General features: G+C 45.9%; 13 protein-coding genes. 8 read left to right on the forward strand and 5 right to left on the reverse strand.

Annotated elements, in window-relative coordinates:
- Nucleotides 1-144: 144 nt before the first annotated feature.
- Together SHAL_RS03155 and SHAL_RS03165 are read right to left on the reverse strand one after the other, a co-directional pair.
- Nucleotides 145-474: a c-type cytochrome gene (locus tag SHAL_RS03155; RefSeq protein ID WP_041415818.1), complete on the reverse strand. Its 330-nt coding sequence runs from the start codon at nucleotides 472-474 to the stop codon at nucleotides 145-147.
- A 407-nt stretch (nucleotides 475-881) separates the two neighbouring features.
- Nucleotides 882-1,601: an SDR family oxidoreductase gene (locus SHAL_RS03165; RefSeq protein WP_012275746.1), complete on the reverse strand. Its 720-nt coding sequence runs from the start codon at nucleotides 1,599-1,601 to the stop codon at nucleotides 882-884.
- Between the two features lie 143 nt (nucleotides 1,602-1,744).
- On the opposite strand from SHAL_RS03165, the gene SHAL_RS03170 reads away from it, so the two are divergent.
- Together SHAL_RS03170 and SHAL_RS03175 are read left to right on the forward strand one after the other, a co-directional pair.
- Complete coding sequence (locus tag SHAL_RS03170; RefSeq protein WP_012275747.1) at nucleotides 1,745-2,659, forward strand: LysR family transcriptional regulator; 915 nt, start codon at nucleotides 1,745-1,747, stop codon at nucleotides 2,657-2,659.
- Nucleotides 2,660-2,868: 209 nt separating this feature from the next.
- Nucleotides 2,869-4,062 carry a conjugal transfer protein TraF gene (locus tag SHAL_RS03175; RefSeq protein ID WP_012275748.1) on the forward strand — a complete coding sequence of 398 codons (1,194 nt, stop codon included), beginning with the start codon at nucleotides 2,869-2,871 and terminating at the stop codon, nucleotides 4,060-4,062.
- Nucleotides 4,063-4,067: 5 nt separating this feature from the next.
- Here the strand turns inward: SHAL_RS03175 and SHAL_RS03180 are convergent, their stop codons facing one another.
- Nucleotides 4,068-4,799, reverse strand: a complete 732-nt coding sequence (locus SHAL_RS03180) for a sulfite exporter TauE/SafE family protein (protein WP_012275749.1) — start codon at nucleotides 4,797-4,799, stop codon at nucleotides 4,068-4,070.
- A 178-nt stretch (nucleotides 4,800-4,977) separates the two neighbouring features.
- Nucleotides 4,978-5,292 (reverse strand): met regulon transcriptional regulator MetJ, encoded by a 315-nt coding sequence (gene metJ, locus SHAL_RS03185; protein ID WP_012275750.1) that lies wholly within the window; start codon nucleotides 5,290-5,292, stop codon nucleotides 4,978-4,980.
- Nucleotides 5,293-5,503: 211 nt separating this feature from the next.
- Here metJ and metB point away from each other — a divergent pair, with 211 nt between their 5' ends.
- From metB to SHAL_RS03215, 6 genes are all read left to right on the forward strand, one after another.
- Complete coding sequence (gene metB / locus SHAL_RS03190; protein ID WP_012275751.1) at nucleotides 5,504-6,664, forward strand: cystathionine gamma-synthase; 1,161 nt, start codon at nucleotides 5,504-5,506, stop codon at nucleotides 6,662-6,664.
- 15 nt (nucleotides 6,665-6,679) lie between these two features.
- Entirely contained in the window at nucleotides 6,680-9,073 is a 2,394-nt protein-coding gene (locus SHAL_RS03195; protein ID WP_012275752.1) for a bifunctional aspartate kinase/homoserine dehydrogenase II, read from the forward strand.
- A 225-nt stretch (nucleotides 9,074-9,298) separates the two neighbouring features.
- On the forward strand, nucleotides 9,299-10,189 hold the full coding sequence (gene metF / locus SHAL_RS03200; RefSeq protein WP_012275753.1) for a methylenetetrahydrofolate reductase: 891 nt from the start codon (nucleotides 9,299-9,301) through the stop codon (nucleotides 10,187-10,189).
- Nucleotides 10,190-10,346: 157 nt separating this feature from the next.
- Complete coding sequence (locus SHAL_RS03205) at nucleotides 10,347-10,733, forward strand: GFA family protein (RefSeq protein ID WP_012275754.1); 387 nt, start codon at nucleotides 10,347-10,349, stop codon at nucleotides 10,731-10,733.
- A complete protein-coding gene (locus SHAL_RS03210; protein WP_012275755.1) occupies nucleotides 10,734-10,997 on the forward strand; it encodes a cysteine-rich CWC family protein in 264 nt (87 codons plus the stop codon).
- A gap of 56 nt (nucleotides 10,998-11,053) precedes the next feature.
- Nucleotides 11,054-12,031, forward strand: a complete 978-nt coding sequence (locus SHAL_RS03215; RefSeq protein WP_012275756.1) for a DMT family transporter — start codon at nucleotides 11,054-11,056, stop codon at nucleotides 12,029-12,031.
- 399 nt (nucleotides 12,032-12,430) lie between these two features.
- Here the strand turns inward: SHAL_RS03215 and SHAL_RS03220 are convergent, their stop codons facing one another.
- Nucleotides 12,431-14,308, reverse strand: a complete 1,878-nt coding sequence (locus SHAL_RS03220; RefSeq protein WP_012275757.1) for a DEAD/DEAH box helicase — start codon at nucleotides 14,306-14,308, stop codon at nucleotides 12,431-12,433.
- Nucleotides 14,309-14,361 lie beyond the last annotated feature (53 nt).

A 14,361-nucleotide genomic window follows, 5' to 3' on the forward strand; every position in this document is an offset into this window, starting at 1 on the left:
TTTCAATCAATTAAACTCGACTCAGTTTAAGGCGGTTACTCAGAACTGCTGATTTTTGGCAGCATGAAGCCCTGAGGTACCTCCCCATTTTTTATTTATCTGTTGGTTAAAAAATTTTTAAGCAGTAATGCCGCTTAACTGGTGTTAGCCGCAAGTTTGCGGTTGATCTGAGTCTGCGGCATGGTCATAGAGAAACTGCTGAATATCTTTTAGATCTTTTTTGGACAAAGCATCAAAGGCTTCTTGATCGCCTTTATGCTTCATACGCTTAAAAAAGCGATCCCATTGACTCATGGTTTTGCTCATTGGTGTGATCTCGCCTCCCACTGCGCCCTGACTATGGCAAGCTTTACACTCTTTCTTATAAAGGTGTTTGCCTTTCTTGGGGTTACCGCCATCGGCGGCTTGAGCTTGAAGCCCTAAAGACAATGCTAGCGCAAGGCCTATACCGATTTTAGTGATAGTTTTCATCATCAACTCCTTACTCTTTATTTTTTGGTATTACGCCGTCCTTTGCTGGTTAGCAGAGTGTTCCGAAAATGCTTCTGCCTTGTTATTAAAGTTAGCAGGCAAGTGGTGGTTAATTGTTGAGCTTGATCATATTCATGATAAAAATCTAATTGAACAAAATATCATGGAGAAAAATCTAATTGATGGTTATTCGATGACTTATAACTTTGATTTTATATGGTTTTTGTTTGAGTTGGAGTTTTTTGAACTGCCAGTTCAGCTATTTTGGTAACAGATCTAGATCACACTTTTGATTTTTAACTATTACTAAAGTGATAGTTGAGTGTTGACATTAGGTAAACAAAAGGTCCCTTCAGCATCGCTGAAGGGACCTTAAATGAACAGATGAAAGCCGTGGCTATTAGCAGAGCCTATGGCTCTTGACGTGTCGCCGCTAATACGATTTCACGTACACACACATTTTGTGGTTGCTCAAAGGCAAACAGCGCTGCTTCGGCAATGGTTTCAGGTGCAATAACCCCACCCATATGCTGTTTCCAATCTTCGTAGCCCGCTTTGATATCATCGTTAGTGGTGTGGCTCAGTAGTTCAGTTTCTACGGCACCTGGTGCGATAGTGATCATACGAACATCATCCATTGCCACCTCTTCACGAATGTTCTCTGTTAAAGCGTGCACTGCAAACTTAGTAGCGCAATAAGCTGAGTGGTTCGGGAACGTCTTGCGGCCTGCTATTGAGCTGACGTTGATGATAGTGCCTGTTTTACGTGCCTTCATATCGGCAAGCACTGCATGAATACCGTTGAGTACGCCCATCACGTTGATGTTAAGCATACGGCTCCACTCAGCAGGATCTTGTACATCTGCAGCGCCGAGTAGCATTACGCCAGCGTTATTGATTAAGCAGCCAACTGGACCAAATTTAGCTTCAGCGCTTGCAATAGCCGCTTTCATGGCATCAGCATCTGTTACATCAACGCTAACGGCTAGGCAGTTATCTAAGCCTAATGCTTGCATCGGCTCAATGCGGCGTGCCAATAACAGTAGAGGGTGGCCTTTTGCGCTGAAGGCTTTAGCCATGGCCGCGCCAATACCAGAAGATGCACCTGTAATTACGATTAGTTGTTTCATATCAGCCTCAAATAGGGGGGGTCTTTATTGGTGAGTATTCTAACGAACCCAATATTGTTGATATATAATCTATAGAGAATATGATTGTTTACATATGACTCCTAATCAGTCTCTGTTATCTAAGATAAAACGAGTTCCTATTTATGTATCAAGACCTAAATTTAGCAGATGTGCGAGCTTTTACCGTGATAGCGGAAAAGGGCAGTTTTACCATTGCCGCTGAAAAGCTCGGTTGTTCTCGCTCACACCTTTCTAAGCAATTGACTCAGTTAGAGCGTTACCTAGGTGTCACCTTGATCACCCGCACCACTAGGGCTCAGCGGTTAACTGAGCAGGGACGCTTTTTCTATGAGCGCTGCCAACATGCGCTAGACATCATGGAGCAAGCGGTGGCGAAGACGGTTGATGATGCCCATAACCTGCAGGGCAAGATTAACATCAACTGTGTGGGAGGCTATATCGGTGAGGAGATCGTGAACCAACTGGTTAATGACTTTATGACTCTGCACCCCAATATTCAGGTGCACTTAGATTTCAGTAGCCAGAGAGTCGACTTGGTGCTCGATGAGTTTGATTTGGTCTTTAGAATGGGTGAGCTTGAGGATTCAGGCTTAGTGGCCAGAAAGCTGATGGATATTGCAAATTGTACCTTGGCATCGCCACGTTATATCGCCAAGCATGGCAGACCCGAACACCCTAAAGAGCTCAAGCATCATGCCTGTGTTACCGGCTCGGTTCATCATTGGAGTTATCACCGTCGTAGCAATAAGAGTCATAAGACAGAGGTGACGATTACTGGAGCCTTGCTGTGTAAGAATGGCAGAGTGATGAAAAGTAGCGCCTTGGCGGGAAATGGTATCGTGCGCTTGCCAGAGATTTACTGCAGTGCAGAGCTCAACGCGGGCACTCTGGTACATCTGTTTGATGATTGGGCTATCTCAGATACGCCGCTTTATCTGCTCTATAACCGAGATCAATTTCAGCCAGCTAGGTTGAGGCAGTTTATCGAATTTACCATTCAAAACTTTATGAAATATGTCGAGTTACCAAATGCCTAAATAAGCTTAGGTAGCTGACCTCTTGAGGCTTGAGTCACTCGGGTCATCCATCTTTCGACCTAATTGCTATTAGAATGTAGATTTAAAGTTAAGTTTAACCTCCTGTTTATCTGATTTTGTCTTAGAATACTTTAAGAACAAAATAACCTTTTTTCGATTTGAGCCGTATTGCAGCTTAGAACGTTAAGGACATAAAAAGGGTGGAATGGATGAAACTACATAAAATTGCATTGGCTTGCGCCTTATTCCCCTGCTTTTTTGCACAGGCGGGGCAGGAGTATTATGAGGCGCGCAGCGATGCTATGGGCGGCGCAGGGGTTGCCGCTTCCAACAAAGAGGGCGCCGCCTTCGTTAACCCGGCCCTGCTTGCGATTAATGCGCATAAAGACAACTCTGCTGTACTGTTGATGCCTGTGCTAGGGATAGATGTGGCTGACAGCGATGACATGATAGATAAGTTCGACTCGCTGATTAATTCTTACGATGCTCTTGCTGCTGCAATTGATGCTGAGAACCGTGACGATATTACGAAGTTTCGTGATGATCTGGTTGGCGATCTTGAGTCTCTAAAAGGGACTTCAGCCTATGCCAGTGCAGGGCTAGGTTTCAGTGTTGCCATTCCGCACCAGAGAATGCCGATGGCTATCTTCTATAAGAGCTATGTTAACGCAGTTGGTGTGGCCGACATAGCCCAGTCAGATATCGATACGCTTAATCATTTGGATCCTGAAAATCCACCCGAAGTCTCTGATCTGAACTCACAAGGCCAAGTGGTTGGCGGTGCGATATCAGATCTTGGCGTCGCCTTAAGCTTCCCTCTCTCTATCGTGAATATGCCTATCTCTGTTGGAATATCACCTAAGTTTCAGCGAATTGATACCTACAATTATATCGCCAATGCAAACAACTTCGATGCCAGTGACTTTGATGACGTTATGTATCGCAATGATGAGACCAATTTTAATTTAGATGTCGGGGTGGCTATGCAGCCATTTGATGGCTTAACTCTGGGTCTATCAGGACGAAATCTGATCAGCCAAGATGTGGATACCATAGAGGTGGAAGGGCAGAAGTTTACTTACCGTGTTGAACCTCTCGTAACAGCAGGCGTAGCTTATGATTGGGAAATTTTATCGGTAACGACTGATATTGATCTGATTGAGAATAAGAAATTTAAAGAGCTGGATGGTACTCAATACTGGCGTCTAGGCGGGGAAGTGAGAGCCTTCAACTGGATGGCGTTACGCCTCGGTTATCGCCATGATATGAAAGACTCTACCGCCAACCTCTACTCTTTGGGCACAGGCTTTGCGTTCGGTGATTCATTTTTCTTAGATTTTACTGGTATGTTCGGCGATGACAATGCGGTAGGAGGGGTGTTGCAAACCTCCTATCATTTCTAACCAAGCTAACCCATTAGCTCTATTGTTGATTTAACGGTTAGGATAACAGCGCTACAGCCACATAAAGCCAGAGTGAATGCTCTGGTTTTTTGTTTGTCGACGCGGCCAATCAAGCGGCCTGCAACGAGGTACCCCAAAACGACTGACGGCAGTAACATCAATGAGATGTAAAAGTGCTCTAGGGTTAGCAGGCCTGCAAGTGCCAGAATGATCAAAGCGATCATCGAACTAAAGATAAAGAAGGCCGACAGGGCGGCGCGAAATTGGCCTGCATCTTTACCTGAAAGTAAAATGGCCAGCGGTGGTCCACCAATCGCGGCGATATTACCGAAGACGCCAGATAATACCCCAGCGATGAATAGGCTGAAACGGTTCACAGGAATGCTTAACTTCATTAGGCTCAGGCCGACGGCTAAGGCGACAATTCCAGCAATCGCAAGACCTAAGATCGGCTGCGGTGCGATTAAAATGAGGGTTGCACCTAGTATTCCTCCGGGAATACGGCCCAATAACGCGTACTGTAGACCGTTGAACTCGAGCTGACCTCGCTCCCGAAACAGTGTCAGTAACGCTATCGAGAACCCCATCATGATGACTGGCGCCGGAACTAAACTGGGATCGACGATATAGAGCAGCGGGCTTGCAACGACGGCTAGGCCAAAACCGATTAGGCTTTGGGTCAGTGCGCCACAAAAGATAATGAGCGAAGCGAGTAATAGTGTAGTGGGATCGATCATTAGGTTATCCAGCCATCTGGGCTAAAGTTAAGCGAGGAGGGGATCTCTACGCTCGACTTGAAGGTTTAGGTATTTTAACTTGCTACGAGGTAGCGGATCTCATATTTAGGCCAAAAACAGATAAGGACTGCTAAGCAGTCCTTATCTGGAGATCATGTTTACTGATAATCGGTGAAGATTATTCAAGTTCATCCCACTCAATACCCATCTCATCCATCAAACGCTTAACCTCAGCAGGCATGCTGTCGGGTTTATCTTTGGTAAGATCTTGATCGTTTGGTAGTGGCTGGCCAGTGTAAGCATGCAAGAATGCTTCGCATAACAGCTCACTATTAGTGGCGTGACGCAAGTTATTTACTTGGCGGCGTGTACGCTCATCGGTAAGCACCTTAAGTACTTTCAAAGGAATGGACACAGTGATTTTTTTCACTTGTTCATTCTTTTTGCCGTGTTCAGCATAGGGGCTGATATAATCGCCATTCCACTCAGTCATTGACTCACCTGTTATTTCTAAATTCGGGGCAGATTTTAACCCTTTAAATTGTGCAGTCAAATTATTGCCTCTTATTTATGACAATTGCAAATAGATTTCTATATGCATGGACGTCTAAACGGCTAAAATGGTTGACGAGGCGTGAGTGCTTAGGTACATTTAGACGTCCAGACATCTCTTGGCTGAAAATTAACAGGAAAAGGAGTAGTACATGACTGAGCGTAAACCAGCCACTGCGGCGGTACGTCAAGGAATTGAGTCCGATAGTCAGCATGGTGCCGTTGTTCCGCCGATTTATCTATCTACTAACTACTCTTTTGATGGCCATAACAATCCAAGAGACTTCGACTATAGCCGCTCAGGCAATCCAACCCGATCTATTCTAGGCGATGCCATCGCCGAGCTGGAAAAAGGCGCAACTGGTGTTGTGACCTGTACCGGAATGGCTGCGATTACTTTAGCGACAAGCTTGCTAGGACCCGATGACTTACTCGTTGTTCCCCATGATTGTTATGGCGGCAGCTATCGTCTATTCACCAATTTAGCTAAAAAGGGCCAGTTTAAGTTATTAGTGGTGGATCAAACCGACTCACAAGCGCTCAATCAGGCGATCGCCAAGAAACCTAAGATGGTCTGGTTAGAAACTCCATCGAACCCGCTGCTGCGTGTGGTAGACATTGAGGCTATCAGCTCAGCCAGTCATGAGGTTGGCGCATTGGTGGTTGTCGACAACACTTTTCTATCGCCAATTTTACAGCAGCCACTGCTTCTTGGTGCAGATATTGTGATCCATTCAACCACTAAATATATCAATGGTCATAGTGATGTGGTGGGCGGCGCGGTTGTGGCAAAAGATCCGGAGTTGGGTGAACTGCTGCACTGGTGGTCAAATACGCTAGGGCTAACGGGCTCAGCATTTGATAGTTATCTCACTTTGCGCGGAATTCGTACACTTGCAGTGAGAATTCGTGAACATCAGGCGAATGCACAGCGAATTCTTGATACCCTTGTTAACCATCAGGCCGTGTCCAAGATATACTACCCGGGACTTAAAGAGCATCCGGGTCATGAAATTGCGACTAAACAGCAAAAGGGCTATGGGGCCATGCTGAGTTTTGAGCTCAAGGGTAGCGAAGAACAGTTGGTCGCATTCTTAAAAAATCTTAACTTTTTTTCAGTTGCAGAAAGTCTTGGTGGCGTAGAAAGCTTAGTCGCCGTACCTGCAACTATGACGCATAGGGCGATGGAGCCAGAGGCACGCGCTGAAGCTGGGGTTAAGGATACGCTTATCCGTCTTTCTGTTGGTATCGAAGATGCTGATGATCTTGTTGCCGATATTGAAGCTGCGCTTAATGCCGCAGCCGCTTGTTAATTAAAGGGGTATACGATGGCACGCTGTCACTTACATAAATTTGGTGGCTCAAGTCTTGCGGATGCTGACTGTTACCGTCGCGTTGCTCATATTCTGCTGACTCATGGTCACAGTGATGATTTAGTGGTGGTGTCTGCCGCGGGTAAAAGCACCAACTTCTTGTATAATTTACTTGAGCTAAGTTCCTGTAAACAGTTGTGGCAAGAAGAGCTACAAATGTTGATTAGTTTCCAGCAAAATTTGATAGAGCAGTTGCTCTCAAATGAACAGGCGCGCGCTCTAAGGGAGCGACTCTCTAACGATAAGGCGCAGCTGATCAGCTTGTTATCGCTAGAGTCTATTAGTGATTACCAGAGCAACCAGGTGGTGAGCTTTGGTGAGCGCTGGTCTGCACGTTTATTGGCGGCGCTATTGCGTGAGTCTGGTGTGGCGGCATCCGATGTTGATGCGCGCACACTCTTGATTGCCGATGAGGCTGCGGTACCACAAATTCGCCTGCAGGAATCTCGTCAACGCGTTCATGCCATGACCGAAACGTACCCTAATGAGCGTTTAATTATTACCGGATTCATCTGTGCTAATAACCGTGGCGAGACTTTGCTACTGGGACGCAATGGCTCCGATTTTAGCGCCACCTTGATTGCCAGTTTGGCCGATATCGAGCGGGTAACTATTTGGACCGATGTAGAGGGCGTGTTTAATGCTGATCCGAATAAGATTAATGATGCTAAGTTACTCAGTAGCTTGTCATTAGCCGAAGCAAACCGCTTGGCGCACCTAGGCTCTCCGGTGCTGCATAACAGAACTCTACAACCCCTGTTTGATACTCAAGTAAGCCTAGCTGTACGTTCAAGTTATGCATCTCATACAGATTTTACCTTGATCGCACCTAAGAGCTCATCGGCGAGTGCGCCAGTGGTCACTAATCTAAGCAGCGTCGCGCTATTTAACCTTGAGCTTAAGAGTGATTTTAAACAGCTTATTGAGCTTCTTGAAGAAACCGGCTTAAGTCCGCTGGCCTATTGGGAGCTAGGGCAAGACCGTGTAGAGCTCACTGTCACCCTAGAGAACCACAAGCAAGTATTGGCATTGCTGGACGTTAACCGTGATGCCTTAGGTGTGAGTGACATTAAGATCACCGAAGATCTTGGTTTAGTGGCGCTTGTGAGCGCAGATGCAAGCCTGTATCGCCGCGGCTTTGCCAGATTACTCAGCCGTAATGCTAGACCGCTGTTTAATGATGGTATGAGCCTTGTGACCTTGGTGCCACAGGGACAAGTAAACTTGCTCACGCAAAAAGTACACCGTCGCTGCGCCGGTCCTCGAAAACGTATTGGCGTACTCTTGTTAGGGGTGGGCAATATTGGTGAAGCTTGGATTGAACTCTTTAGTGGTGCTAAGTCGGCACTGAATAAAGAGCTTGAAGCTAGCGTCGAGTTGGTCGGATTAGTCAGTTCACGTAAGGCACTGATCAGCGACGAGGGCATCGAGTTGGGCTCGTGGAAGCAGGCCTTTGAAGAGCATGCGACACCTTGGCAGTATAGTCACCTGTTTGATGAAGTGCATGAGCTTGAATGCGATGAAGTGATTGCACTCGATATCAGTGCCAGCGCCGATCTGACTCTTCAATACCCAGAGTTTTTTGCTCGTGGAATTCATGTTGTCAGTGCAAATAAGCTAGCGGGCTCAGGGCCACTAACTTTCTATCGAGAGCTGAAACAGCAGTTAGATAACCGCCGTCTATTTTGGCGTTATAACGCCAGTTGCGGTGCCGGTCTACCGGTACAGCATGCATTGAATGATCTGCATAATAGTGGCGATAGCATTGAGGCTGTTGGCGGTATTTTTTCAGGTACCCTGTGTTGGTTATTTGAAAACTTCGATGCTAAGAAACCTTTCTCTGAGCTAGTCATAGAAGCTAGAGGCTTAGGGATCACCGAGCCCGATCCGCGTGATGATCTATCGGGTCGAGACATGCAGCGTAAGCTGCTTATTCTGGCTCGTGAAATCGGCTTTGAAATTGAGCTTGAAGATATCGAGCTTAAGTCCTTGGTGCCGGATAATCTTGCTGAGTTGCCGTTAGAGCAATTTTTATTACGGATAAGTGAACTTGACGCCGACATGCTGCAACAGTTCGTCGCTGCGGCAGAGCAAGATAAAGTGCTGAGATATGTGGCGTCTTTAGATAAGGTCGATGGTGAGCTAAAGGCTGAGGTAGGTATACAGTGGGTCGATATTTCTCATCCTTACGCTAACTTAACGCCAGGTGATAATGTGTTTGTTATCCGTAGTGAGTTTTATCAAGACAATCCATTGATAATTCGTGGACCTGGGGCTGGCCGCTTAGTGACCGCCGCGGCTGTACAGTCAGACTTAGCGCATATTTGTCGAGATCTGCTGCAAGAATAATTTTCATTTTAATCAATTGTAAAGGGACTCATTTGAGTCCCTTTTTTGTTTTCAGCCCTAAACCACATTCTTCAGAAAGTAGATATTTTTACGGTCCCAATAAAAAAACTCAATTGCCTGCTTTTTGCGCTTGACTTCAAACTCAGTTTCTCTAGTATATGGACATATAGACGTCCAAACGTCTATATTGGAATGCAAATTAATACTGAAGTTGAGGAAGTTGAAATGGGTTTTCATCACGCACAACATGCAACATCATTAAACCAGAGCTTATCTGAGCTAAATGGTGACATTAACGTTTCTTTTGAATTTTTCCCGCCTTCAACTCCAGAGATGGAAAAGCTACTTTGGAACTCTATTCGTCGTTTAGAGCCATTAAATCCTAAGTTTGTTTCTGTGACTTACGGTGCAAACTCAGGCGTTCGTGATAGAACTCACGGTGTGATCGAGCGTATCCAAAAAGAAACGGACTTAGTGGCTGCGCCGCACCTTACCTTGGTTGACGCCAGTGACGAAGAGTTAAAAGAACTGGCTAAGCATTACTGGAACAGCGGTATTCGTGATATCGTCGCCCTGCGCGGAGACTTGCCAGAGGGTAGCCCTAAGCCTACGCGTTTTGCTAATGATCTTGTGAGTTTACTGCGCTCGGTGGCTGACTTTGATATTTCAGTGGCTGCGTATCCTGAAGTGCATCCCGATGCGAGTAATGCCCAGTCTGACCTTATTCATCTAAAAAAGAAGATCGATGCTGGTGCTAATCGTGCGATAACTCAGTTCTTCTTCGATGTTGAGTCTTACCTACGTTTCCGTGACCGCTGCGCCGCGGCGGGGATCGACGCCGAGATCGTACCGGGTATCTTGCCTGTCACTAACTTTAATCAGACTAAGCGTTTTGCAGCGATGACCAATGTGTCTATTCCTAGTTGGTTGCATCGTCAGTTTGAAGGGCTAGAGGATGACCCTACGACACGCCAGATGGTTGGTGCGAATGTTGCCATCGATATGGTTAAAGTCTTGTCTCGTGAAGGGGTGAAAGACTTCCATTTCTATACCCTAAACCGTGCTGAGCTAACTTATGCTATTTGCCACACCTTAGGGGTTAGGCCGGGTAAGTAGCTGACCTGGTTTCCCTCAAAAAAGCTAACTAATAATAACGATAGTTACATACTTTAAGTATGGGGATATCGAGAGTAGGAATTTCTGATAAGCTTGGTTAGAGGTGAGTTAGAGCAAAAGCATCTTAGGCTACGACGATAAAGGAGGCTTGTTAGCAATGCTATACACTCATAAAGCCAGTTGTCATTGTGGGGGAGTGCAGCTAGGTTTGATCTTACTCGACGGTCTTGTAGATTTACGCCGCTGTGATTGCTCTATGTGCCGTAGGAGAGGCGCAGTAGTGGCCTCCGTCTCTCTCGATAGTATTCATATTCTTAAGGGTACCGATAAACTGTCTCAATATCAGTTTAATACCTTCACTGCGAAACATTTCTTTTGTAAGATTTGTGGGATCTATACTCATCATCAGCGCCGTTCCAATCCTGAGCAATTTGGTGTGAACGTGGCTTGTATTGAGGGAGTTAACCCTTATGATCTTGGCGAGATCCCAGTGATGGATGGTATTAACCACCCTGCAGACCGCTACGATAGTGAGTTTAATTGAATGGGTCAGCAAGCTATGCGCCATAACGCTAACCATTGCCCCTTGTGTCAGGGCCTTAATCATTGTGCAGCGCAATCTGGCACGGGTATAGAACAGTGTTGGTGCAGTAAACAAGAGTTTCCAGACAAGAGCCTATTAGTGAGTGTTTTAGAGGCGAATGAACTGGTTGGTCTGAATGGAACTGCTTGTATTTGTGAGGCTTGTTTGCAGCGACTGCGGCAGTTGCAGGTCAAAGGTCGCACGCTTTATAAGAGAATCGATTAGCCTACTAGACCTAAAGCGACCGATAGGGCAAAATCGCCGATCTTGTTATTTCTTCAATGGCCATATTCATGGATCCGCGCGCTCAATGCTCCGAGTTTAAACTCGGATTTATCTTTATTTCTGTCGCAGTTATTTTTTGGGGGGTATTGCCGATAGCACTCAAGCTATCGGGGCTATTTATCGACGCCGTTACCTTAACCTGGTTCCGTTTCTTGGTTGCTCTGGTGGTAGGCTTTGCCATTCAGTATCTAAGTGGCAGCATCAAGCAGTTTAGGGGACTCGATAAAGTGTCTTGGTTAAAAATGACTTTAGCTGGTGTGTTGCTAATTTTTAACTACGTTTCTTTTGTCTATTCGCTTAAGTATCTTGCGCCGGGTTCGGCTCAGCTCAACTTTCAAACCGCGCCTTTCTTTCTGGCCTTTGGTGGGATGTTGTTTTTTAAAGAGCGACTCAATGCAATACAACTCAGTTGTTTCGCGACACTGGGATTAGGCATGTTGATGTTCTTCCATCCTTATTTAGACTTTACTTCGGGGCCGTCAGATGTATGGAAGGGAGTGTTGATCATTCAGTTTTCTGTACTGTCATGGGCAAGTTATGCATTAATCCAAAAGTCGATGATTAAGCGTTTGTCGCCGAATAACATTTTATTGTTTATCTACTTATTTGGCATTTTTGCTATGGCCCCTTTTAGCGATTTTAGTCAGTTCACTGTAATGGATTCGAGCCAGTGGGCTATCGCGATTTTTTGTGCGATTAATACCGTTATCGCCTACGGTTGTTTTGGTCAGTCTATGAAGTATTGGCCCACAGGGCAGGTGAGCGCCATGCTGGCATTGAGTCCTGTGATCAGCTTTAGCTTAACTGCGGTGGTGGTAAGTTTAGGTTGGTGGAGTGACATCATCAAGGGGGCGATTATCGACCCGTTATCGTTTAGCGGAATTGTGTTAATTCTGGTATCTGTGATTGCAGTGCAGTTGTCTCCCATCTGGGAGAAACGTAGGGCGTTAAAACCGGTTCAGGTTGCCGCCTAAACAGCAAGACATGAATAAGCCATCCTCTAATAGGGTGGCTTTTTTATGCGCCTAAAAACGGGGTATGTTTCCGCTGTAAGGTACCGCTCTTGTGTTCGGTTATTCTTTTGAGCAGGTGGGTTCCTTAGAGGGCTGATTAACCCATAGCGATTCCTGAGGGGCTGCTAGCAATAGTTATTAGTGGTTACTAGGGCCTGTCTTATACCCATTGCATTAATACAAATTGCATTATACCCATTGCATTAAATCTCGGTTCATTCAGTGGGAGTTCAAAGCGCTGAAGGCTGGTCGGTAGGTGTATCGAGTACGGAGTCTATAAGACAGAAAACAAAAAAGGAGCCGAATGGCTCCTTTTCTTTGGTCTAATTTTGTTGGAACAGAGGTTCCAACAACTTAGACTTATTCAGCGTCTTTTGGACCTTTACGGTGCGGCTTTCTGTCACCAGAAGGACGACGGTCACCACGGTCACTACCACTACGCTCACCACCTGGCTTGCGTGGACGGCGTGGTGGACGGCTATCGCCACCAGAAGTGTTTGCAAACGTTTCGCCAGCAGCTTCACGGATGTTTAGTGGACGGCCACAAACACGCACTTTCTTAAGGTGCTGTAAAACTTCTTTTGGCATGCCATCTGGCAAGTCAATTGCAGTCACTTGATCGAACAGTTGGATTTGACCAATGTAACGGCTATCGATGTTTGCTTCGTTAGCTACGGCACCAACGATGTTACCTACACCAACACCATTGTCACGACCTACATCGATGATGTAACGGCACATTTTAACATCTGGATTGTCCTTCAGTGAATCCGCTGCACCTAAGTTTGCAGGTGTTGGACGAGACTCACGACGTGGACGGTCGCTGCGATCGCGTGGACCACGATCATTGCGGTCACGAGAACCACGGTCATCACGATCACGTGAATTACGGTCATCACGGCTATCACGTTGACGCTCGTTCATTGTATGTAGTTGCAATGGACGATCTTTTTGTACTTGCTTAAGTAGTGCAGCAGCTAATATGTCTGTATCGACTTCTAATTGCTGACAAAGTGTTGCCACCGCACCTTTCATGAACTCTAAATCTTGAGAGATGATTTCAGCTACTTGCTCACCTAGACGAGAAAGACGACGTTCAGTCACTGTCTCAGGGCTTGGTACGTCCATTGGAGCAATACGGCTGTTAGTTGCACGTTCGATAGTGCGTAGCATACGCATTTCACGGTGTGTAACAAAAAGAATCGCCATACCTGTACGACCAGCACGGCCAGTACGGCCAATACGGTGAACATAAGCTTCAGTATCATATGGGATATCGTAGTTAACTACGTGTCCAATACGTTCAACGTCAAGACCACGTGCAGCAACGTCAGTAGCAATAATGATGTCTAGTTGGCCACGTTTAAGTTGGTCAATAGCACGCTCACGTGCTTGCTGGTTCATGTCACCGTGTAGTGGTGATGATGCATAACCGCGAGCTTCTAGTTTTTCAGCTAATTCAACACAGCTGTTACGAGTACGAACGAAGATAATGATACCTTCAGTCTTCTCAACTTCTAGAACACGTACAAGTGCTTCTAGTTTGTTGTGCTGTGATACTTGAACGAAACGCTGCTCGATGGTTTCAACTGTAGAAGTTGTTGCCGCGATTTTAACGTGAACAGGGTTATCTAAATATTTGTTAGCAACACGCTTAATTTGCTCAGGCATAGTTGCCGAGAATAACGCTAGTTGACGAGTCTTAGGCGTGTGCTCAAGGATCCATTCGATATCATCGATGAAGCCCATTTTTAGCATTTCGTCAGCTTCGTCCAAAACCATAGCTTTTAATGTATCAAGCTTTAGTGTGCCACGACGCATATGGTCCATAACACGGCCTGGAGTACCAACGATGATTTGAGGGCCACGACGTAGTGCATTCAACTGCTGTTGCATGCTTTGTCCACCGTAAATTGGCAGAACGTGTAGGCCTTTCATGTATTTTGCGTAGCTAGCGAACGCTTCAGCAACCTGAACGGCAAGTTCACGTGTTGGCGCTAGTACTAGAATTTGTGGTGCATTAGTATTTGGGTCAATGCTGTTTAGCAAAGGTAGTGCGAAAGCACCTGTTTTACCTGTACCAGTTTGCGCTTGACCTAAAATATCTTTATTCGCCATAAGAGGCTCGATACTTGCGGCTTGGATCGGTGTTGGTTTTTCATAACCAAGATCGTCAAGAGCACGCACTAAAGACTCGTTTAGACCGAGTTCGCGGAAAGTTTTTTCATTGGATGACATGGGTTGTAGCCTTGTGGAATAGCAGAGCACTTGGAATGTGCCGATGTTTAAGA

This window comes from Shewanella halifaxensis HAW-EB4 (assembly GCF_000019185.1).
In the GTDB taxonomy this organism is placed as follows: domain Bacteria; phylum Pseudomonadota; class Gammaproteobacteria; order Enterobacterales; family Shewanellaceae; genus Shewanella; species Shewanella halifaxensis.

Bases quoted from the DNA above. Each gene is read 5' to 3' on its own strand.
- SHAL_RS03170 (WP_012275747.1), top strand. From the start codon at position 1,745: ATGTATCAAGACCTAAATTTAGCAGATGTGCGAGCTTTTACCGTGATA.
- SHAL_RS03180 (WP_012275749.1), bottom strand. From the start codon at position 4,799: ATGATCGATCCCACTACACTATTACTCGCTTCGCTCATTATCTTTTGT.
- SHAL_RS03155 (WP_041415818.1), bottom strand. From the start codon at position 474: ATGATGAAAACTATCACTAAAATCGGTATAGGCCTTGCGCTAGCATTG.
- metF (WP_012275753.1), top strand. From the start codon at position 9,299: ATGGGTTTTCATCACGCACAACATGCAACATCATTAAACCAGAGCTTA.
- SHAL_RS03205 (WP_012275754.1), top strand. From the start codon at position 10,347: ATGCTATACACTCATAAAGCCAGTTGTCATTGTGGGGGAGTGCAGCTA.
- SHAL_RS03215 (WP_012275756.1), top strand. From the start codon at position 11,054: ATGGCCATATTCATGGATCCGCGCGCTCAATGCTCCGAGTTTAAACTC.
- SHAL_RS03195 (WP_012275752.1), top strand. From the start codon at position 6,680: ATGGCACGCTGTCACTTACATAAATTTGGTGGCTCAAGTCTTGCGGAT.
- metB (WP_012275751.1), top strand. From the start codon at position 5,504: ATGACTGAGCGTAAACCAGCCACTGCGGCGGTACGTCAAGGAATTGAG.
- metJ (WP_012275750.1), bottom strand. From the start codon at position 5,292: ATGACTGAGTGGAATGGCGATTATATCAGCCCCTATGCTGAACACGGC.
- SHAL_RS03210 (WP_012275755.1), top strand. From the start codon at position 10,734: ATGGGTCAGCAAGCTATGCGCCATAACGCTAACCATTGCCCCTTGTGT.
- SHAL_RS03175 (WP_012275748.1), top strand. From the start codon at position 2,869: ATGAAACTACATAAAATTGCATTGGCTTGCGCCTTATTCCCCTGCTTT.
- SHAL_RS03220 (WP_012275757.1), bottom strand. From the start codon at position 14,308: ATGTCATCCAATGAAAAAACTTTCCGCGAACTCGGTCTAAACGAGTCT.
- SHAL_RS03165 (WP_012275746.1), bottom strand. From the start codon at position 1,601: ATGAAACAACTAATCGTAATTACAGGTGCATCTTCTGGTATTGGCGCG.